Origin of the sequence: Vibrio sp. A1-b2 (assembly GCF_021726015.1) — a bacterium.
Lineage (GTDB): Bacteria > Pseudomonadota > Gammaproteobacteria > Enterobacterales > Vibrionaceae > Vibrio > Vibrio diazotrophicus.
This window is the reverse complement of record NZ_JAKKCI010000002.1, coordinates 528,528-550,676: the sequence shown is the minus strand read 5'-3', so window position 1 is coordinate 550,676 and position 22,149 is coordinate 528,528. Positions and strand designations below refer to the sequence as shown.

General features: G+C 44.0%; 17 protein-coding genes and 1 pseudogene. 13 read left to right on the top strand and 5 right to left on the bottom strand.

From position 1 onward, the window contains the following. Positions 1-9 precede the first annotated feature (9 nt). Genes L3V23_RS07235 through L3V23_RS07220 form a run of 4 tightly spaced genes read left to right on the top strand, consistent with a single transcriptional unit; the run spans position 10 to position 3,533 of the window. The gene (locus L3V23_RS07235) at positions 10-819 is read left to right on the top strand and encodes an SDR family oxidoreductase (RefSeq protein ID WP_102953357.1); all 810 of its coding nucleotides are present in this window, start codon (positions 10-12) and stop codon (positions 817-819) included. Positions 820-833: 14 nt separating this feature from the next. Continuing rightward, complete coding sequence (locus L3V23_RS07230) at positions 834-1,469, top strand: hypothetical protein (protein WP_102953358.1); 636 nt, start codon at positions 834-836, stop codon at positions 1,467-1,469. 2 nt (positions 1,470-1,471) lie between these two features. Continuing rightward, the gene (locus L3V23_RS07225; RefSeq protein WP_042479721.1) at positions 1,472-2,128 is read left to right on the top strand and encodes a response regulator; all 657 of its coding nucleotides are present in this window, start codon (positions 1,472-1,474) and stop codon (positions 2,126-2,128) included. After that, a complete protein-coding gene (locus tag L3V23_RS07220; protein WP_102965868.1) occupies positions 2,118-3,533 on the top strand; it encodes an ATP-binding protein in 1,416 nt (471 codons plus the stop codon). The genes L3V23_RS07225 and L3V23_RS07220 overlap by 11 nt, the downstream gene beginning before the upstream one ends. Positions 3,534-3,576: 43 nt before the next feature. Here the strand turns inward: L3V23_RS07220 and L3V23_RS07215 are convergent. Beyond that, positions 3,577-5,160, bottom strand: a pseudogene (locus L3V23_RS07215) (AMP-binding protein); the annotation flags it as partial. A 647-nt stretch (positions 5,161-5,807) separates the two neighbouring features. Between L3V23_RS07215 and ectA the strand changes: the two are divergent. From ectA to L3V23_RS07195, 4 genes are all read left to right on the top strand, one after another. Further along, positions 5,808-6,359, top strand: a complete 552-nt coding sequence (gene ectA / locus L3V23_RS07210) for a diaminobutyrate acetyltransferase (RefSeq protein ID WP_042479932.1) — start codon at positions 5,808-5,810, stop codon at positions 6,357-6,359. A gap of 59 nt (positions 6,360-6,418) precedes the next feature. Continuing rightward, a complete protein-coding gene (gene ectB / locus L3V23_RS07205; RefSeq protein ID WP_102965661.1) occupies positions 6,419-7,684 on the top strand; it encodes a diaminobutyrate--2-oxoglutarate transaminase in 1,266 nt (421 codons plus the stop codon). Between the two features lie 9 nt (positions 7,685-7,693). Further along, positions 7,694-8,080, top strand: a complete 387-nt coding sequence (locus tag L3V23_RS07200) for an ectoine synthase (protein ID WP_042479723.1) — start codon at positions 7,694-7,696, stop codon at positions 8,078-8,080. A 98-nt stretch (positions 8,081-8,178) separates the two neighbouring features. Continuing rightward, positions 8,179-9,615 carry an aspartate kinase gene (locus L3V23_RS07195; RefSeq protein WP_102965662.1) on the top strand — a complete coding sequence of 479 codons (1,437 nt, stop codon included), beginning with the start codon at positions 8,179-8,181 and terminating at the stop codon, positions 9,613-9,615. A gap of 103 nt (positions 9,616-9,718) precedes the next feature. Here the strand turns inward: L3V23_RS07195 and L3V23_RS07190 are convergent, their stop codons facing one another. Then, the gene (locus tag L3V23_RS07190; RefSeq protein ID WP_102962218.1) at positions 9,719-10,105 is read right to left on the bottom strand and encodes a VOC family protein; all 387 of its coding nucleotides are present in this window, start codon (positions 10,103-10,105) and stop codon (positions 9,719-9,721) included. 17 nt (positions 10,106-10,122) lie between these two features. Beyond that, positions 10,123-11,046 carry a LysR family transcriptional regulator gene (locus L3V23_RS07185; protein ID WP_102965663.1) on the bottom strand — a complete coding sequence of 308 codons (924 nt, stop codon included), beginning with the start codon at positions 11,044-11,046 and terminating at the stop codon, positions 10,123-10,125. Between the two features lie 144 nt (positions 11,047-11,190). On the opposite strand from L3V23_RS07185, the gene L3V23_RS07180 reads away from it, so the two are divergent. Further along, positions 11,191-14,070, top strand: coding sequence for an HD domain-containing phosphohydrolase (locus L3V23_RS07180; protein WP_180980292.1), 2,880 nt, complete (start codon positions 11,191-11,193; stop codon positions 14,068-14,070). Between the two features lie 32 nt (positions 14,071-14,102). Here L3V23_RS07180 and L3V23_RS07175 read toward each other — a convergent pair whose 3' ends face one another. After that, positions 14,103-15,854 carry a sigma-54-dependent Fis family transcriptional regulator gene (locus L3V23_RS07175; protein ID WP_102965665.1) on the bottom strand — a complete coding sequence of 584 codons (1,752 nt, stop codon included), beginning with the start codon at positions 15,852-15,854 and terminating at the stop codon, positions 14,103-14,105. Between the two features lie 249 nt (positions 15,855-16,103). On the opposite strand from L3V23_RS07175, the gene L3V23_RS07170 reads away from it, so the two are divergent. The 4 genes from L3V23_RS07170 to L3V23_RS07155 all read left to right on the top strand — a co-directional run bounded on the left by L3V23_RS07170 (position 16,104) and on the right by L3V23_RS07155 (position 21,146). Next, positions 16,104-17,624 (top strand): aldehyde dehydrogenase family protein, encoded by a 1,521-nt coding sequence (locus tag L3V23_RS07170; RefSeq protein ID WP_102965666.1) that lies wholly within the window; start codon positions 16,104-16,106, stop codon positions 17,622-17,624. 277 nt (positions 17,625-17,901) lie between these two features. Beyond that, positions 17,902-19,095, top strand: coding sequence for a glycine C-acetyltransferase (locus L3V23_RS07165; RefSeq protein ID WP_102965667.1), 1,194 nt, complete (start codon positions 17,902-17,904; stop codon positions 19,093-19,095). A 45-nt stretch (positions 19,096-19,140) separates the two neighbouring features. Beyond that, entirely contained in the window at positions 19,141-20,172 is a 1,032-nt protein-coding gene (tdh, locus tag L3V23_RS07160; RefSeq protein WP_102953367.1) for an L-threonine 3-dehydrogenase, read from the top strand. A gap of 431 nt (positions 20,173-20,603) precedes the next feature. Then, positions 20,604-21,146, top strand: coding sequence for a histidine phosphatase family protein (locus tag L3V23_RS07155; RefSeq protein WP_042479738.1), 543 nt, complete (start codon positions 20,604-20,606; stop codon positions 21,144-21,146). A gap of 25 nt (positions 21,147-21,171) precedes the next feature. Here the strand turns inward: L3V23_RS07155 and L3V23_RS07150 are convergent, their stop codons facing one another. Continuing rightward, positions 21,172-22,071 (bottom strand): LysR family transcriptional regulator, encoded by a 900-nt coding sequence (locus tag L3V23_RS07150; RefSeq protein WP_102965668.1) that lies wholly within the window; start codon positions 22,069-22,071, stop codon positions 21,172-21,174. Positions 22,072-22,149 lie beyond the last annotated feature (78 nt).

Below are 22,149 nucleotides of genomic sequence, written 5' to 3'. Positions count from 1 at the left end.
GGAACAGTTATGGAATTGCAAGACAAACGTGTATTACTAACAGGTGCTTCTGGCGGCATTGGCAAAGAGGTCGCGAAAGCGCTGGAAGCAAAAGGAGCAAAACTGCTTTTGGTTGCGCGTAATGGCAATAAGCTTGAAGCGCTGAAAAACAGCTTAGAGTTTCCCCATCATCATGAAGTTGTGGCGGCGGACTTGTCCACAGATGCAGGTTTCGAAAAGGTGAAACAAACCTGTTTGAACCTGTCGCAGAAAGGACAACGTATCGACGTATTGATTAATAATGCTGGCAGCAATCAGTTCAGCTTTCTTGCGCAGAGAAGCAGCCCATCGATTGAACTTGAGATGCGTCTGAACCTATTAGTGCCAATGTTGTTGAGCCAATCTGCGCTCTCTTGGATTAGTCGTCCGGGCATTATTCTGAATGTCGGTTCAACCTTTGGTTCCATCGGTTTTCCAGGCTATACCACTTATTGTGCGGCGAAGTCAGGGTTGCAGCGCTTTAGTGAGGCGTTGGACAGAGAGTTGGATGGTTCAGGCATTCGGGCGCTTTATCTTGCGCCACGAGCAACGGATACGACGTTAAACGACCGCTTTGTTAATCAAATGAACCAACAGCTAGGCAATAAGAGTGATTCGCCAGAAGTGGTCGCAGGGCATGTGGTCGACATCTTGGAAAAAGAGCAAGCGGCTCGTTGGATTGGCTGGCCGGAAAAACTGTTTGCTCGTATTAATCAGATCCTTCCGGGCGTTGTTTCTAAATCCATTCGCAAACAACAAGACATCATTCATCACTTTATTAACCAAGTCCATGGCAAGTAACTGAGGGACGAAATATGAAATTTTTACTATCAACTTTAGCTGCTACTATTTGTTTTGCTACTGCCACATCAGCTTTTGCTTCGGGAGCGGATCCGTTAGTCACGATTCAAAAAAAGTGGGCGGTCTGTCAGTATGATTCGAAAGATACGGATAATCAGGTTTACTGCTTAGAAAACTTAATCAAGCGCAACGAAGAAGCTTTGAAACAAGAACCAAACCGCCAAGAGTTGAAAGTATGGTTGGCAATCAACAAGTCGTCGCTTGCGGGGGCTGATGGAGGTTTAGGTGCTCTTTCGTTGGTGAAAGAAGCAAAAGCACTTTTAGAACAAGTGATTGATAAAGCGCCAGAAACGTTAAATGGTTCAGCGTTTACCAGTTTAGGCTCGTTATACTACAAGGTGCCGGGGTGGCCAATTGGATTCGGTGATGATGATATGGCTGAGAAAATGCTCCGCAAAGCTTTGGAAATAAACCCTGATGGCATCGATCCAAACTATTTTTACGCGGACTTTTTAGCACAGGATGGACGAAAAAAAGAAGCCATCCAGTACTTAACTAAAGCACAGAAAGCGCCGCCACGTGCTGATCGACCTTTAGCCGATCAGGGGCGTAAGCAAGAAATAGCAAAATTATTAGGAGAGCTTCAATAACCATGCGGTTACTTTTAGTTGAAGATGACGCATTACTCGGACAATCCATGGTGACTTCACTCAGTCGCCATGGTTATACCGTGGATTGGGTAGACAGAGGCGGTGGTGTTGAAGTTGCGATGAGAACTGAGCAATTCGCTGCCGTTATTTTGGATCTTACCTTGCCAGATATCGACGGGCTGGTCGTTTTGCGAAACCTGCGCCGAGCTGGCTATACCTTACCTGTGTTAATCCTTACCGCACGTGATGATATTGAAGACAGAGTAAAAGGCTTAGATGGCGGAGCCGATGATTACTTAGTGAAGCCATTTGCCCTTGAGGAGTTGATGGCGCGGCTTCGGGTGCTCATTCGTCGTCAATCAGGATACTGTGATGAACGCATCGTTGTTGGACAACTTTCTCTCTCTTTAGCTGAACAAGCCGTTGATTATGATGGAAATAGGCTAAAGTTAACCAATAACGAATTTAAATTGCTCACCGCATTAATGACCCATGCGGGGAGAGTGCTCAGTAAAGACCAGCTACAACAGTCGTTGCACGGTTGGGATGAAGGGGCGAGTGACAATGCCATCGAAGTGCATATTCACAATTTGCGTAAAAAAGTTCCGAATAACCTGATTAAGAATATCCGTGGCGTGGGGTACATCATTGAAAAATAACGTAGAAGCAACTTTTTCTATTAAAAAGCGATTGACGATATCAGTGATCGCGCTTTCATCAGTTTTAATTCTGATTTGTTTGTATTTCAGCTTCTCTTATTCAAAACATGAAATTGAAGAGGTGTACGACGCTCGCCTTGGTCAGTCAGCCAAGATGCTGCTATTGAGTATGCCGATTTCAGAACAACCTATGCAGTCAGGTCAAACGCGTGATTTATTTGATAACTGGATGAAACGCATTGCTCTGCAAGCAAAAGGGGATGACAACCCGACACCGTTTGGCCACCCTTATGAGCAACATATTTTAGTTCAGTTTTATATCGCAAATGAACTCATTTGGAGCTCTATTCCTGAAATAGACAACCTCAACCATGACCCTAAGTACGCAGGGTTTGGTTATATGGATATTGAGAATGAACCTTGGCGATATTTCCAACTTCCATTGCCTAAAGCGATGAATACTAAGCATGAGTACATCTTTGTCGCTGAGAAAGAGTCGATTCGTGATGAAATGATGTATGAATTGGCGTTGTCTGCTGCTTTACCACAATTTGTTTTAATTCCGAGTCTGGCACTGCTGATGGTGCTTTTGATTGATAAACATTTTAAGCCTATCTCTGAACTTAAGCGGGCGATTGCTCAGCGCAGTGCGAATAAGCTAGACAGCATTTATGTCGCAAACCCCACGCAGGAATTATCTCCCCTAGTTGCAGCCCTCAATACTTTGTTGAATGAGTTGGATCAAGCTTGGCAAAGGGAAAAACGTTTTACCCGTATGGCAGCACATGAGTTGAAAACACCGCTGACCATACTGCGCCTGAATGCAGAAAACGCTTTGATGAGCCAAAATGAGCAACAACTGAAATCAGATTTAAGCAATATTCTGCAAGGCATCGACAGAACAGACCGAATGATTCAGCAACTTTTGACACTGGCTAAAGTGGAAAGCATCCATGAAATGAAGTTCTTGGTTACGGATCTTTCTAAGCTTTGTCAGTCAGTTATCGCAGAACGCGTACCGCTTGCTCTTAAGCGTCAGCAAGAAGTCTCGTTTGAAGGTGATGGTATTCAAGTGTTAGGCGACGAAGCATTACTGAGAATGCTGCTAACAAACCTGCTCGATAACGCGATGCGCTATTCGGGGGATGGTTCTCAGATCAACATCAGACTGGAAGACAAAGAAGAGTCTGTGAACATCTATGTCAGTGACACTGGGAAAAACATCACTACTGAAACTCGAGAGAAAATGTTCGATAACTTCTATCGAGCCAACACAGAAAAAGGCGACGGTGCAGGGCTTGGTATGTCGATTACCCGCGATATTGCCAGATTGCATCGAGGAAGCGTTGAGCTGCTTCCTCGCGCGGACAGCCGTAACACGTTTTTGGTTGTGCTACCTAAATAAATAGGTTTCTTTGTCTTTGATGTTGCGGCCGTTAAGATTTAAGGCCGTAACATCGCATACCGCCATTGCTGGTCACTTCTGCGCGGCTACCTTGATGCCATGCTCCATCTTCACTGTTCCAAAATGCAAGATGATACTGTTCGCCATCATCATGCCAGAACCCGATAGGTTGATTGGGAAAACTATTTCTGCAAATCAATTCACCTTCAGCAAGAGAGACAGACTTTCCGCTTTGGTCAATGACATCGATATCTAAGCCCAAAGCCGCACCTTGGCATTCTCCGTTGTAGACAGGTGAGATAGGGTTGCCAATCACAAAGTTGCCGAGAATGTTGGCATCTCCAGACATGACTGACAGGTGCAAATCGGGTTTGACTTGGTCGTATATATAATCAAATTGTATGGCTTTGAGCATTTGCCCCGTTGAACAGAGTGTCTTGAGAGAAGTTAAAGCGTAAAAATTGCCGGGTGAAAACTCTTTTTGCTCAAGAGCCTGTAAATAATCTGCCGGAGTCGCAAACAGAGTCACTTCCGCTTCCTGAATGAACTCCCATAATGCACTTGGTTGAGGATAGAGCGGATAGCCATCATAAATGACTAAGGTTGCCCCGCTTGCCATTGCAGAAACATGCCAGTTCCACATCATCGAGTCACATTCTGTATTGATCAGGACGCGATCATCGGGCTGTATATCGCACTGAAGCTGATGCTCTTTTAAGTGATTAAGTACGGTTCCCCCAACACTGTGAGCGGTGCATCTCGGTGGAGCATTATCTATTTCTGAAAACAGCACAAACAGAGGGTCGTTAAAACCAATACGCTCGTAAGTTAAACCGCGAGGAAGATAGCTGGAAAGCAGTGATTGCCAGTCGGAAAACGTATCATTGAAATTCACGCTGTATTCGCGTTGCTGTAAATATTCTATCTGGCAGGTATTTTCTATACTTTCAATCGCTTGAACAATTTTAGAATTACTTTCTTCCATCAGATGATTGCTGCCGTTAAAGCTATAACCATTACAGCAGAATAAAATTTTGGGTTGAATTTGCTCAAAGCGAGCTATGGTGTCATCAATATCATCTGAAGGGGAAGTTGATGCCCAGATAGCTCCCAAGCTTGTGGTCGCCAGCATCGCTACAACGGTTTCAGGCATATGGGGCAAGCAAGCCGCAACCACATCACCTTTTATCACCCCATTCTGTATCAGCCATTGCTGAACAATCGATACCTGATCACAGAGCTGCTGCCATGTCAGTTTTTTGCTTTGTCCGCTCTCGTTTTTAAACCAGATAGCAACGCCTTCAGGTTTTTGGAAAGCGTAGGAAAGTAGGTTCTCTGCGTAATTGAGTTGCGCCTGAGGAAACCAAATCGTATCACGAGCAGGAAGGAATTTTTGCCAACGAGCGATGCCTTCACCGTAGATACAGTTACCGCAGAATCCAATCACATCACAGAATTGCCAAATTTCCAGCCAGAACTTTTTCTTATCCGCTACTGACCATTGGTGGAGCTGCTGATAGGTTTCAACCGCTTCACCCTGCATATTAATGTGTTGAATAAACTGCTGAAGATTCGATGCTTGAACTCGCTCTTCGCTGGGTATCCACAATGGGTTTTCGTTAGACATAACTCGCTCAGCCATTCAATTTACTCTGAATAGAGTTTTGACGCAGATCTAGACAAAGTCAAACAACAGCTCACTGATATTTAAGAAAAAAAGAGAATGACTACCGTGATGATTTGGATTGAGTTGGCTAAGGAATAAAGCTGTTGGCGGATTTTAGTAGGAGACAGGTAAAAAAATAGCCAACTGTAAGTAATACAATTGGCTGATATAACATGTGAACAAAATGTATTCACTAACAACGTCAGTTGGCTAGGTGACCCTCGGCTTAATAAGGGTCAACTAATATAAAGCATATTGCATGCCAACTTTTTTAGTGTGATTTTTGGTTATTAATTAATCTATATTGGCGGTTTGTGAACGTTTCGTGGGAAAACTTTGCATAATGCAAATGCATAATGCAAAAGTTTGGTCAATTTGCTAGTGATAATCTTAATATTAAAACGCCATTTCATTAAATCCTTGTTAATTTAATTATAGTTAGAATACTAATTAATATTTATATGTCTTATAAATTTAATTAATCTCAATAAATCCTTTAAAAACAATATTATATGCTTGTTTTTCCATCTCCTTTCAATATTTAGGGTTGAAATAATCTTTAGTCTTGTTAGTTTATATAAGGAATTTGTTTAGAGTTCTAAATGATTATGTGGCGAACAATGATTACAGCAGCACCTTGGGTCGCATACCCAGAAATTATGCAAAACCTTCAGGAAGATTGGGTTTTTAGAGTACCTACCGCAAGTGATGGCGCAAAAATACATGAGCTTATCTCTCAGTGTGCGCCGCTTGATGAAAACTCAGCTTATTGCAACTTTCTGCAATCAACGCACTTTCAAAGTACTTGTGTTGTCGCTGAGTGTGACGGTGAGATCGTTGGTTTCGTTTCAGCCTATCGCAAGCCGGATAACCCTAGTGAGTTATTCATTTGGCAAGTCGCTGTGCATGAAAGTGCGCGCGGTAAAGGTCTTGCTTTCCATATGCTGAAAGAGATTCTGACCAGAGATGATCTGCAAGACATCCAAGTGTTGGAAACCACGATTACTAAAGACAACCTCGGGTCATGGAGCCTGTTTAAGAAATTAGACAGAGTGCATGGAGAGCGTGGTGAAGTATCCACTTTTCTCGATGAAACCCGTCATTTTGAAGGTAAACACGATACGGAATATTTGTATCGAATTCCTCTAAAGCAGCAGTAGCCAAAGGCTATCACTGTTATTCATTCAAGAATCAATAAAGAAGGTTAAAACGCTACGTTATGGATATCTTTAAGAAAAAAGAATCAAACGTTCAATCTTACGCAAAAAATTTCCCCGTTGTTTTCTCCACTGCTAAAGGTAGTTGGCTCTACACCAAAGATGGTGACGCTTACCTAGATTTCTTAGCGGGTGCCGGTTCACTGAACTATGGGCACAACAATGCCATTTTTAAGATGGCACTGCTTGAGTACATCGATAAAGATGGCATTACCCATGGTTTAGACATGCACTCAGAAGCGAAAGCTGAATTCTTAAGTGCATTGCAAACTTATATTTTTGAGCCTCGCTCTTTGAACTACAAAGTACAGTTTACTGGCCCTACAGGTACCAATGCCGTAGAAGCAGCCATGAAGCTTGCGCGTAAAGTGACGGGTCGTAGCAATATTATTGCGTTCACCAATGGCTTCCACGGTTGTTCGTATGGCGCACTTGCCGCAACAGGTAACCAACACCATCGTGGTGGCGCTGGCATGGGGTTGTCAGGTGTGACTCGTTTACCTTATGAAGGTTACGCGGATATCGATGGCTTGGCCTTGTTCGAAACCATGTTGTGTGACAACTCATCTGGCTTAGATAAACCTGCGGCTGTTCTGGTTGAAACGGTTCAGGGTGAAGGTGGCTTGAACGCTGCGTCAAATGAGTGGTTACAACGTTTGGCGAAGATTTGTAAATCACACGACGTACTGTTGATCGTCGATGATATTCAGGCGGGTTGTGGTCGTACAGGTACGTTCTTTAGTTTTGAGCCTGCGGGTATCCAGCCAGATATTGTTACTTTATCGAAATCCATCGGTGGTTACGGTTTACCTATGGCGGTTGTGCTGTTTAAACCAGAACTCGACCAATGGAAACCGGGCGAACACAACGGCACATTCCGTGGTAATAACCATGCGTTTGTCACCGCTGCAAAAGCGTTAGAAACCTACTGGGCAGATGAAGAATTTTCACAGCACATTCAGCAACGTGCTGAGCAGGTAACGCAAGCTATTCAAAAAGCACTTCGTATGTATCCGACAATGTTTACCCGCTTGAAAGGTCGCGGTCTGATGCAAGGTATTGAGTGTCAGAGCGGTGAGATTTCAGACAAGATTGCCCGCGAATGTTTCCGCTTGGGTATGGTGATTGAAACCGCAGGTCCTGATGATGAAGTGGTGAAATTCTTCTGTCCTCTGACCATCAGTGAGTCTGAGCTTGAGCAAGGTTTAACTATTTTTGCTCAAGCGGTTGAAAACATCGCATCTCAATACATTAAAAAAGCGTCATAAGGAAAAGTCATGATTGTAAGAACACTAGATGAATGTCGTCAGAGTGAACGTCGAGTCGTTGCGGAAACTTGGGAAAGTGTACGCATGCTGCTGAAAGATGATCAGATGGGCTTTTCGTTCCACATCACTAACATTTACAAGGGCACAGAAACCCATATTCACTACAAGAATCACCTTGAGTCTGTTTACTGCATGTCGGGTGAAGGTGAAATTGAAGTTGTTGGTGGTGAAACTTATCCGATCAAGCCAGGTACCTTATACATTCTCGATAAGCATGATGAACACTTCTTACGTGCTTATGAAGGCGCAGATATGGTGATGGCATGTGTGTTTAATCCGCCGTTAACTGGTGCGGAAACCCATGACAAAGACGGTGTTTACCCGATTGTTGAATAATTCAAAATTCAATGCACCTATTCTCCTTCCTCAATGCAGGAAGGAGAGAACTCGCAAAATAAGAAGTGACTTTTAACCCAACGAGAAGAGGAGACATCATGTATTACACCGTAGAGAAAATCGGTGGTACTTCTATGTCTGCGTTTGACGCAGTTCTTGATAATATTCTGCTAAAACCGAGCAATCCATACGGTCGAGTATTTGTTGTATCGGCTTATTCAGGGATGACTGACGCTTTACTGGAGTGCAAACGCACAGGTAAGTCAGGTATCTACAAAATGATCGCCAAACGAGACGACGCTTGGCGCGAGGCAATATACGAACTTGAGCAACGTATGTTGATGATCAATGAGAACTTGTTCGCCGATCCTATGAGTCGATTGCGCGCAGATAAGTTTATCCGCTCTCGAATTTCTGAAGCAGTAAACTGCATCAATAATATTTTAGAAACCTGCCAGTATGGTCAGTTTTCGTTGCGTCATTATTTGCCACAGGTAAGAGAGTTTCTTTCCTCGATTGGTGAGGCGCACAGTGCTTATAACACGGCGTTGAAGCTCAAAACATTAGGTGTGAATGCACGTTTTGTGGATTTGTCGGGTTGGAGCAACGGTGCTCAGGGTTCGCTTGATGAGGTTATTCAGAAAGCGTTTGAAGATATCGATGTGGAAACGGAGCTACCGATTGTGACTGGTTATGCCTACTGTGACGAAGGTCTGATGAAAACTTATGATCGCGGTTACAGCGAAATGACCTTCAGCCGTATTGCTGCATTAACAAATGCAGACCAAGCGATCATTCATAAAGAGTATCACTTAAGTTCAGCAGACCCTCGTGTGGTAGGTCCGGATAAAGTGCGCCCTATGGGGCTGACCAACTACGATGTTGCTGACCAGTTGGCTAACTTGGGAATGGAAGCCATTCACCCTAACGCCGCAGCGGGTCTTCGTAAGCAAGGTATTGAGCTGCGAGTTAAAAATACTTTCGAACCGGAACACGGCGGCACACTGATATCTAATGTTCATCAGCCTGAAGATAACAAGGTTGAGATCATTGCGGGTCGAAATAAAGTGTTTGCCCTGCACATGTTTGATCAAAGCATGGTCGGAAAAGTGGATAACGTAAGTTATGAGCTAATGGAAATCATCGCTGAAGCCAAAGTGCATTTGGTTGGAAAAGAGATGAACGCCAACTCAATGACTTATTTCCTCAGCGGCAGTTCTGAGAACCTCAATGAGGTGCTTTATAAGGCTGAAAAACGTTATCCGAACGCATCGATTTCTGGAAAAATGGTGGCACTGATCTCTGCAATTGGCGCATCAATCAATACCAATGCAGCATTGAGTTTAGGTATGCAGGCATTAGATAAAGCCGACGTGACACCTATGGCAGCGTATTCATCTATGCGTAACGTTAACGTGCAATTCGTGGTTGAAGATAGCGACTACAACAGTGCCATTTGTGCCTTGCACCAGAAGTTAATCGCTCAGAAAGAAGAGTCAAAAGAAAAGTCGAAACCTTCGGTAAAAGCGGCCTAACGTGTTTATATAACTAACTTGTTTAGGTAAAAAGACGTGCCAATTAAAAAAGGCGTTGAGTGGTCACACTTAACGCCTTTTTAAACACTTGTTATTGAGGCCGTTATTCGCTCTGGTACAGTTCCAGTGGCAGGCCGTCAGGGTCAGCGAAGAAGGTATACTGTTTGCCCGTAAACTCATCCACTCTTATCGGTTCAACTTCAACGCCTTGCTGTTCAAGCTTGTTCTTGGCGGCAGATACATCATCAACACAGAAGGCAAGATGGCGTAAGCCTTGCGCTTCCGGATAGCTTGGCCTTTTTGGCGCTTCAGGAAATGAGAACAACTCAATTTGCGAACCATCTGGCAGAGCTAAATCTAGCTTGTAAGAGTCGCGCGCTTCCCGGTAATTTTCAGCAATGACTTCTAGTCCGAGAACATCCACATAGAAGGCTTTTGAGCGGGGATAGTCAGAGCAAATAATCGCAGCGTGATGAATTCGTTTTAACATGATGTCCTCGTAACGTTTTAGCGGTTGAGCTTTGGACGCAAATGTTCTAGCGCATAATCAATAAAGACTCTCAATCGCGCGGGCATGTATTTGGTTTGCGCATACTGCATCGCAATCGCGCCATGGTAGTTACTCTTAATCGTCCACTCTTGTAACAGTTGCACCACTTCTCCGTTGGCAATCGCATCTTGAACCACAAAGTCATGGAAAATCCCGATACCCAAACCATTTTTTGCCCCGTTTAAACGGATCTGTGATTGGTTAACCGCGAAACGACCGGTTACCGCTACAGTGTGGAACTCATCCTCTTTAAGAAAGCTCCAGATATGGTCATGCTCGGTTTCTGCAAGATAGAGACAATCGTGGTTTGAAAGATCCGTTGGATGTTTTGGTGTACCTCTTTGTTTCAGGTATTCAGGGCTGGCACACAACACCAGATTGGTTTTCGCCAATTCTTTGAGTACCAAGTTTTCATCCGGCTTATCGGTCAGTTTGAATGCCACATCGACATTGTGTTTGAACAGATCGATTTCACCATCTGCGGCGCGAAGTCTGAGTTTGATCTCTGGATACTGTTTCAGAAACGGCACAACCAGTGGTTGCAACACGGAGTTAAGGAACGCCTCGGGTGCGGCAATGGTAAGAGTACCGGCTGCCTCGGTATGATCCGAGCTTGAAAGCTCTACCGCTTGCTGCGCAGCATTCATCATCACCAAACATTGGTCATAAATTTTCTGCCCTGCCTGAGTGATGATCAGTTTTCGTGTGGTGCGTTCAAACAGCTTTACCGACAAAGCTTGTTCTAAACGAGTAATAAGTTTACTTAACGCGGACGGAGTAACGCCTAACTTGTGAGCCGCAGCGGTAAAACTGCCTTCATTTACAATTAAGATAAATGTCGCTAAATCAGGAAGTAAGGTAATAAGCTTTGGGTTTAGCATGGTGTTTAGGCGTTCAATGATCGTACAAGTGCAGTGATGATGCGAACTGTAACATAAGAATTACAAGATCTGTTCGGCTAATTCTAACTTATGAGAAGTAGAAATCGTCTATCTTTACAAAATGTTGTGCTAGGGAAAGCTGGAATGAAGAAAACTGAAAAGCGGTGGTATTCGAGATTTGTAATGCCACTACACATCCATTTATCTGTGATGTTTGTCACTGTGGTAGCGGGCTCATGCCTACTGCAAATCTGGGCTTCTTCCAAAAGTATCGACAACATTATTTTTGAAGCCAATCAAACCCTGTTTGAACAAATAGCCACCACCACGAAAGGCGATTTTGAAAAGGTTTTCCAGCCAGCGATGGATGCTATCAGTACCTTAGAGCTCACGCCTCTTAATGATCCAGCTCGTGAAGATGACCGAATTCCCTATCTCGCCATTTTGCAAAAATTGTTACATACCCAGCCTGGCGTCAATGCTTATTTCGTAGGCTATAACAATGGGGATGTATTGGCTGCGTTCAAAAACACTCAGTCGAGTTGGATGACAGACATTCCAGTACCTAAAAATGCAGAGTTGTTTGGTGTGATGTCTTCTCATGAAAAAGGTTATGCGACACTGTTCTTTTTTAGTGCCGACGGTAATGTCATTGGTTCACAGATTATCTCCAATAGCAGCTTAGATGCTCGTAAGGAAACTTGGTACCAAGCGGCGCAAAACAATGAGATGAGTCTGGCGAGGCCGAGATTCTTTAAAGTTCAACAGCAAATTGGCGTGACGGTGCAAAAGCGCTCTGAAACAGGAACGGTTATTGCGGCTGAGATATTGCTATCCAGCGTTTCAAATGTGCTGGCAGGCAGCGCACAAGATCACCCTTCGACCAGACTGTTGTTTGAAAAAAATCAACGCTATATCTACGCCTTCAGTGAAGGCAGCAGTCATCGTCTGTCATTAAGTGAGTTAGAGACCATTGACCAGTTACCTTTTCCAAATATCAGATCGTTTATTCTCGATGAAAGCAATGTCGCGAAAGGCTTAAAAACAGAAATGATTGATGATGAGAAGTGGTTTGGCGAAGTGTTTCCTGTTGCGAAAATTGGCGATAAAGATTTCTACTTACTGTTTGCCATAAAAGAAACAGAACTGTTAGATAAAGCCGCCGCCATAAGACATCATGCGATAGCAACCGCGTTTATTCTTGCTCTGCTCGTATTGCCAATTGTTTATATCATGGCGCAATTTATTAGCCGTCCCATTCGTTTAGCCACTCAAAATGCTCAAGACATCAGTCACTTCAAGTTTGATGCGCCAAACTATAAACCCAGCCGAATCCGAGAGATTGTTGATCTTAGTAAAGCGTTAAAAGGGATGAACATCACCATTCACAACTTCTTTGAACTGACCAGAACCATATCGAAACAGAAAGACTCTGTGAGAATTCAGTCGGTGATTAGTGAAGGTTTGGTCAAAGTAACCAAAGCTCAAGGTGCTTTTTTATCGATATGGAATGATAAGGAGGGGTGCTTAGAGGCTCATATTTATTGGGACAGTAAAACCAAAGATAAGAATGATGTCTCCCTTGCTTATTTGGATAGCAACGAAAAGGTTCTCAGCATTTACTCACATGTAAACGGTGAAGAGTATTTGATCTATGAAAACTCGCCTGAGTTTGCGAGAAAGCTTCGTCTGCCAGAAGAGATCTGGTGGCTCATGGTGCCGCTTTATAACCGTGAGCAGGAATGCATTGGATGTTTGAACCTTGCTTATCTGAACGAGCACAAGCAAGCAATATTAGATGAAACACTTCCACTCACTTTGGTGCTAACTGGCTATACCTCGCTTGCTATAGAAACGAAAAAACACTTGAGAGAGCAAAAGGAACTTTTGGAAGCGTTCATTCGTGTCATTGCGGGTGCTATTGATACCAAATCGCCCTATACAGGAAACCATTGTCAGCGGGTGCCGGTACTGACAGAACGTTTAGTCACGGCTGCGGCTGAATCGGATTTACAGCCCTTTAAAGATTTTTCGCTCACAGCGGATGATCAGGAAGCGTTGCACATCGCCTCATGGCTGCATGACTGCGGCAAAGTGACAACACCTGAGTATGTGGTGGATAAATCGACCAAATTGGAAACCATCTACAACCGCATCCATGAAATCAGAACCCGTTTTGAAGTGCTGAAAAGAGACGAACAAATTGACGCTTATCATTCTGCATTTGGTACCTTACCGAACGATCAACAAGCACAGCTGGATGAGAAATGGCGTCAGTTGGATGAAGATTTCGCGTTTATTGCACAAATGAATGAGGGTAATGAGTTTCTCAGCGAAGAGCACCAACAACGCATTCATACAATCGCGGGTAAAACTTGGCAACGAACCTTGGATTCAAGATTGGGATTAGGGCTGGAAGAAGCGAAACGTTATCGTGATGAAGACAATGATCTGCCCGTTACCGAATCACTTTTGGCGGATAAGCCGTCACATCGTATTCCTTGGGAATCGAGCAAAATTCGAGATGCGCGCTTCCAGTTGCAGCCCAAGCAATACAAGAACGATCAGGGTGAGCTTTATAACCTTTGCATTCAACGTGGCACATTAAACGATGAAGAGCGCTTTATCATCAATGACCATATCATCGAAACCATGATGATGCTGGAATCATTGCCGTTTCCAAGTTCCATGAAAAACATCCCGCTGATTGCTGGTAGCCACCATGAAAAACTGGACGGTAAAGGTTATCCTCAAGGTATTGATGAAAGTGAAATCCCGCTTGCTGGGAAGGCGATGGCGATTGCCGATATCTTTGAAGCACTGACCAGCTCAGATCGACCATACAAAAAAGCCAAGACCTTGTCAGAGTCGCTCAAAATTATGAGTTTTATGGTTAAAGACAATCACATTGATGCTGATCTGTTTGCCTTGTTCCTTAACTCGGGTATTTACATGGAATACGCCAAACAGTTTTTACTGCCAGAGCAAATAGACCAAGTCGACGTGGCGGATTATCTGGCATAGTCTAATCAGCCATCGATAAAGTCCTTTCGAACTTATTTCAAAATACCGATGGATTTAAGTTTGCGATAAAGGGTGTTACGACTGATGCCAAGCATCTTTGATGTTTGGCTGATGTTACCCTGATTCGCCTGATACGCTTTTAGCAATTTGTCTTCGACAGTGGTTTTTAAATCCACGGCGTCACCTTCAGATTCAATATCAACAACGCGATTGATCAAAGATTTGCTGATATGACCCGGAACATGTTCCAGCCCCAGTTCAGGCTCATCACTGGCCAGTAGACAAGCCACCTTCATCATGTTGTCTAACTCACGAATATTGCCCGGCCAATGGTAACTGGTGAGGAGCTCCATCAGGTTGGGCGACAACGACTGAGCACCAATACGATAGGTTTTGTGGATGCTCTCAATTAGCGCCGCTTTGTCTAGTCGCTCGCGTAGAGCGGGTAAATGCAAAATCAACCCATTGAGGCGGTAATAGAGATCTTGGCGGAAAGAGCCTTCCGCAACCGCTTTCTCTAAGTCTTTATGAGTGGCAGCAATGATCTGAATATCGACCGGATAACTTTGGTTTGAACCGACAGGAATCACTACCTTATCCTGAATTACGTGTAGCAAACGAGACTGCGCTTCTAACGGCATATCTGCAATCTCATCCAAAAACAGAATGCCTTTATCGGCTTGTCGAATCTTTCCTTGGTACCCCTTGCTGTTAGCACCCGTAAAAGCGCCGGCCACATAGCCGAACAGTTCAGATTCAATCAGATCTTTCGGTAAAGCCCCGCAGTTTACGCTGACCAGCGCTTTGTTTTTTCGTGAATTTCGCTGGTGGAGTGCTTTTACAAATTCGCCTTTTCCTACGCCCGTTTCACCGAGGATCATTAATGTAATGTCTTTATCAATCAGCTTGTTGGCCTGCTGCCATGCTTGCTCTATGGTGGTGTCACCAAAATGCAGTTCACAAGAAGCCGTATAAGAGTAGTGGGACTGGCGAGGTTTGTCGGTTAAGGGGTGTTTTTCAAACACAAACGGTTTTGGTCGCTGGTTAAACACTTCATCAACCAAGTGTCCAACCACAGAGCTTTGCGCCAACAGTTGAGCCGCAATGTGGTTGTGTGCCAGAATTTTTCCTCCTTCATCGGCAATAACAATGCCTTGCCAGCCACTGTTAAGCAGCGAGCGTTCACAGGCGAGATCAATTCGGGTTGAGCCTTGAGGGATTTCACACAGCAGATGATTTTCAATCAGCTGAACCATGTTCTGCACCAGAACCTGCATCGATAAATCGTGTTTTTGCTGTTCACTGGTGATATCAAGAATACCGAGCAACTCTCCCTGATGAGTGAAAATAGGACATGAAGAACAGCTGATAAAATGGTGCTGCCGAATGTAGTGTTGATTACCAACAACCGTGACTGGGCGGGCTTCCACAATTGCAGTGCCTATCGCATTTGTCCCTTTGAGTTTTTCCTGCCAGCACGCACCTGATTCCAGCGCAATTTCCGTTAAACGCTCCTTAAATCTGGGATGTCCCCAGGTGGAAAGAATCACCCCTTCTTTGTCGGTTAACACTAAGTGACTGTCACTGTGCCCACACATTTGATTGAAAAGTGGTACAGCATGCCTTTCTACCGCAGAAATTAATGACGTGGCTAACCATTTACGCTCTTTGAGCTCGTAATTTGGCAAGCGAATGTGTTCAGGACGACTTCTTTGAGTGAGTCCTGCTTCTTCACTTCGATGCCAAGATGTTGATAGCCAATCTTTAACTGTTTGAATTTGCATAACTGTTCCATGTTGTGACAGTAGCAGTGTGTCATTTTGGGACACTGGAACAATGGGTGACAGTACCCAAACCGCGATTCCATCGCCACTTAATGGTTGTGATCATTTTGTTAATCATAGCTTTACAACTTATTAACAACAAGCCGGACAAGTTTGGCTTGTGATTTGCGTTAACACTATCAGCAAGTGTGCATAGCAACACTGCAAACCCTAACAATAACGTGAAAGTAAAGTAACAAGGACTGAACTATGATTTATGCGCAACCAGGAACTGAAAATGCGATTTTTAATTTTAAAAATCAATACGATAACTTTATTGGCGGCGAATGGGTAAAACCGGTTCGAGAAGCATATTTTGCAAACACATCACCGGTTAACGGTAAAGAGTTCTGCCAAGTCCCGCGTTCTAGCGTAGAGGATATCAACCTCGCACTGGATGCTGCACACAACGTCCGCGCAACGTGGGCAAAAACCAGTGTGACCGAGCGTTCCAACATCTTGCTGAAAATTGCAGATCGTATCGAAGAGAACATCGAAAAACTGGCTTACGTTGAGTCTTGGGAAAACGGAAAACCGATTCGTGAAACCTTGGCGGCAGATATTCCTTTGATGGTTGATCATTTCCGTTACTTTGCAGGCTGTATTCGTGCTCAAGAGGGCAGTGCTGCTGAACTTGATGCTAATACAGCGGCGTACCATTTTCCTGAGCCAATTGGTGTAGTAGGGCAGATTATTCCTTGGAACTTCCCAATGCTGATGGCTGCTTGGAAAATTGCGCCAGCAATGGCGGCTGGGTGTTGTGTGGTTCTAAAACCGGCAGAGCAGACCCCAACGTCGATTCTCGTGTTAATGGAAACCATTGGTGACTTGATTCCAGCGGGCGTTGTCAACGTGGTGAACGGCTTTGGTAATGAAGCGGGTCAAGCATTAGCGACCAGCAACCGTATCGCGAAACTGGCATTTACAGGTTCAACCGAAGTGGGTAACCATATTCTGAAATGTGCCGCAGATAACTTGATTCCTTCTACCGTTGAGCTTGGCGGTAAGTCACCAAACATCTACTTTGCTGATATTTTCGATCATGAAGATGCGTATTTAGAAAAATGCGTTGAAGGGACGCTATTGGGCTTTTTCAACCAAGGCGAAGTGTGTACTTGTCCTTCTCGTGTTCTAGTCCATGAATCTATCTATGATCGCTTTGTGGCGAAACTGAGTGAGCGTGCAAAAACCATTAAACAAGGCAACCCGTTAGATACAGACACGCAAGTGGGCGCGCAAGCTTCGCAAGAGCAGTTCGACAAGATCTTGAGCTATTTGGAGATCGGTCGTCAGGAAGGGGCGCAAGTGGTTTTCGGTGGCGATGTGGCAAGCCAGAATGGCGACATCAGTAACGGTTACTACATTCAGCCAACCATGCTGGCGGGCAATAACAAAATGCGTGTCTTCCAGGAAGAAATCTTCGGGCCAGTTATCGCAATCACAACCTTCAAAGATGAAGCTGAAGCGTTAACTATCGCAAACGACACCGAATACGGCCTAGGCGCAGGTGTGTGGACTCGTGATGCTAACCTTGCGTACCGTATGGGACGTAACATTGAAGCGGGTCGCGTATGGATTAACTGTTACCACGCTTATCCTGCGCACGCAGCGTTCGGTGGTTACAAGAAATCAGGCATTGGTCGTGAGACACATAAAATGATGCTTAACCATTATCAAAACACCAAGAACCTATTGGTGAGTTACGACATCAATCCATTAGGCTTCTTCTAAAAAAATAAAACAACGTCAGTTGAAGCGCCCTTCGGGGCGCTTTTTTTATGGCAATCAGGCAACGTGGGTTTAATAGTTTCTATTTGTGCCTCATTTTCATGAATGCTTTTCCGCAAAGTAGGATAATCGCTTTTCAACGAGTGGATTACACTTAGGAGATAAATTGTAGCGAGTAACGTTTGGGAAAACGTGCACATTTTTTGTCGCTACTGGCAGTGATTTTTACAGTGTAAATAACCCCTTATTTATGCTCCGAAAAACGAAGAAGGAAAATGCAATGTCGACTGCTTTTTACCAGCAAATTCGTGACCAGCTTGATGAAGTAAAAGCTGAAGGTCTCTATAAATCAGAACGTATTATTACCTCTCAGCAAAGCGCTTTTGTACACATTTCTACTGGCGAAGATGTTTTAAACTTCTGCGCGAACAACTACCTTGGTCTTGCTAACCACCCTGCGCTAATTGAAGCGGCGAAAGAGGGTATGGATTCTCATGGTTTCGGTATGGCTTCAGTACGCTTTATCTGTGGTACTCAAGATTCACACAAAGCTTTGGAAGAGAAACTATCTACATTCCTAGGCAAAGAAGACACGATTCTTTACACCTCATGTTTCGACGCAAACGCAGGTCTGTTTGAAACTCTGCTTGATAAAGAAGATGCGATCATTTCTGACGCACTTAACCACGCTTCTATCATTGACGGTGTTCGTCTATGTAAAGCAATGCGATTCCGTTACTCGAACAACAACATGCAAGAGCTTGAAGAGCAGCTTATAGAAGCAGATAAAGCGGGCGCTCGTCATAAGCTTATCGTTACTGACGGCGTGTTCTCAATGGATGGCGTAGTCGCTAACTTGCCAGCGATTTGTGACCTTGCAGATAAATACAATGCACTTGTAATGGTTGATGACTCTCACGCAGTCGGCTTTATGGGTAAAAACGGCCGTGGTACACATGAATACCACAACGTTATCGACCGTATCGACATCATCACAGGTACGCTGGGCAAAGCAATGGGCGGCGCTTCAGGTGGTTACACCTCTGGTAAGAAAGAAGTGATTGACTGGTTACGTCAGCGTTCTCGTCCGTACCTATTCTCGAACTCTGTTGCTCCTGCAATCGTTTCTGCGTCTCTACGTGTTCTTGATCTACTTGCAGAAAGCGGTGAATTGCGTGACCGCCTATGGGACAACGCAGCGCACTTCCGCGCACGTATGACGGAAGCTGGCTTTACTATGGCTGGCGCAGACCACGCAATCATCCCAATTATGTTGGGTGATGCGAAAGTTGCGGCTGAGTTTGCTGAGCGTTCTCTGGCAAAAGGCATTTACGTTGTTGGCTTCTCATTCCCTGTTGTACCAAAAGGCCAAGCGCGTATTCGTACACAGATGTCAGCAGCGCATACTCGTGAGCAATTAGACAAAGCTATCGACGCGTTTATCGAAGTCGGTAAAGAGATGAATATCATCTAAGGATTATTGTTTCCTCCAATCCGGAGGATTCATTTGGTGAGCATTATGAAAATTAAAGCACTAGCTAAGCTTAAGCCTGAAGAAGGCATTTGGATGACTGAGGTGGAAAAACCTGAGGTTGGCCACAACGACATTCTGATCAAAATTAAGAAAACTGCAATTTGTGGTACGGATGTCCATATCTACAATTGGGATGAATGGTCACAAAAAACCATTCCAGTACCAATGGTTGTCGGCCACGAATACGTGGGTGAAGTCGTTGCCATTGGTCAGGAAGTTCGTGGCTTTGAAATTGGAGACCGTGTCTCAGGCGAAGGCCACATTACTTGTGGTCACTGTCGTAACTGTCGTGGCGGCCGTACTCACTTATGTCGTAACACCATTGGTGTGGGTGTAAACCGTACGGGTTCTTTCTCTGAATACCTTGCGCTCCCTGCGTTTAACGCATTTAAGATCCCTGATGGTATTTCTGATGACTTAGCATCAATCTTCGACCCGTTTGGTAATGCAGTACACACAGCATTGTCTTTCGACCTAGTCGGTGAAGATGTTCTGATCACAGGTGCTGGCCCAATCGGTATTATGGCGGCGGCGGTAGCAAAACACGTAGGCGCACGCCACGTAGTCATTACTGACGTAAACGAATACCGCTTAGATCTCGCACGTAAGATGGGTGTGACTCGCGCAGTCAACGTTGCTGAGCAAAAGCTAGAAGATGTAATGGCTGAACTGGGCATGACTGAAGGTTTCGACGTAGGTCTTGAAATGTCTGGTGTACCAAGTGCATTCAGCTCAATGTTAGACACGATGAACCACGGTGGTCGCATTGCCCTGTTAGGTATTCCACCATCAGATATGGCAATTGACTGGACCAAAGTAATTTTCAAAGGTCTGGTTATCAAAGGTATCTACGGCCGTGAAATGTTCGAAACTTGGTACAAGATGGCAAGCCTGATCCAATCTGGTTTAGATTTGTCGCCAATCATCACTCATCACTACAAGGTTGATGATTTCCAAAAAGGCTTCGACGCTATGCGTAGCGGGGCTTCCGGCAAAGTTATCCTTGATTGGGAATAATCGAATATTGATTCTGAAGCGCTCCGATTGGGGCGCTTTTTGTTTGAGGCTAGACAACATGAAATGGAAGAAATAGCCCAATTTAGCCCCAAACCGAAAATATCACTTTCAGTGAAATCCCCAAAAAACTCTTTCACTGCCCCATTCGGTGTTAACGTAATTACTCATTAGCAAATCGTGCTACTGAAATCATCGTAATTTTGTTCATGGCTACCAGCATAGAGGCCGTGACAGAAAACTCCCAAAAGCGGTCAGCTTGTAACAATTCCTGTCTAGTTTCACGGTTACATATCTGTTCAATTTGATCATACGTTAGCCTGATCTGACGCAAGTATAATTTTCAGTTTTATTGGTTGAGTAGATTTGACTTATCCTAAATACATCAGTAGTTTTTTGTTTGATATGAAAGCAATGTAATGGATTGAAATTAAATGGAAATAGTATTTGTTCGTCATGGAGTGCCAGACTATAGACTATCTGATGAACGTAAAATGACACAACTAGAAAAAGACTATGCACCTATTACACGCGAGTGTATCCCATTCATTAAGTCTCAATCTGAATTACCCATATTTTTAGGTGCCGATATCATAATTTCATCTCCCTACACTCGAGCACTTCAAACAGCAGAAATTATCAACAGACAGCATAGACTGGAGTTGTTTGTCGAACACGACTTACGGGAGTGGGTCGCAGACATGTCAGGTGGTTACATAGAATTAGAAGAAAGGGATCGGCGTTGGCAGGAATACCGTTCTTCGTTAAAAAGTGGGAGAGAGAACCATAATGCTGAATATGAAACAGCACATAACCTTAAATCTCGCGTGATCAGTGTGCTCGATAGATATCAAGATTTCAAAAAAGTAATAATAGTTGCTCATTTCAACGTACTTGAGAGTTTACTTGGCTATCAGGAAGAAGGCATTGGGTGTGGTGACCTTCGCACGTTTAAACGGAGTGATATTATTAGTTGACCACTACAAGTATGTTTTTTCTAGGCTAACCGTTATTTAAAGACTCGCTTAATCGTATTTTTGCAAGTTCAACAAATGAACTCACTTTTGCGTTCGATTGACGCTTTTCTAAATACAAAATGTTGACTGGGAGAGGGGATGGCTCATACTCCTGAAGTACTCGAATTAACGAACCTTTCTTCAGTTGCTCTCCAACTTGATAGGACATTAAACGTGTAATTCCTAGTCCATTTTCTACTGTTGCTAGGGCAGTTCCATTTTGCGAACAGTATAAACGTGGCATTACCTTTGTATTTTCTTCCCTTCCCGCTGAGTTAAAAATCCAAGTTGTAGATGCTTCCACCATTGATGCTTGAACTATTTCATGGTTTTTTAAATCTGAAGGGTGTTTGGGTTCACCATGTTTTTCAAGGTATGAGGGTGAAGCGCAGACAACTTTTTGCACGAGTCCAACTTGGGTTGCATATGAGCTAGAATCGCTGAGTTTTCCGATTCTAATGGCAACGTCTAATCCCTCTTCAAGCAGATTACTATTGCGATCAAAAAACTCTGCACGCACTGTCACTAGCCCGTTCTTCTGTAAATACTCAGTCAGTATTGGAGTGATATGTATTTGTCCGAATAACACTGGCGCAGTAATAGATAATACGCCGCTTGGTTCACGATATTTACCTGCAACAGATGATATTGCTGAGTCTACATCTTCTAAGATTCGTTTAGCATCTTCAAAGAAACGCACGCCAGAATCCGTAAGGCGAACATTTCGAGTCGTACGGTTTAGTAAACGCACGCCTAACGTAGTTTCAAGGTGGTTAATAGAACGAGTTACCGCCGGAGGAGAAATGTTAAGAGTACGACTAGCTGCAACAAAACTACTTTCTTTAGCAACTTCCACGAATATTCGCATTGCTTCTAGTTTATCCATTTGGTCAGACCTTTTCTCTATTGTTGCAGATAATGTAATAGACAATTAATTCTTGGTCTAATTATTTCCCTGCACCCA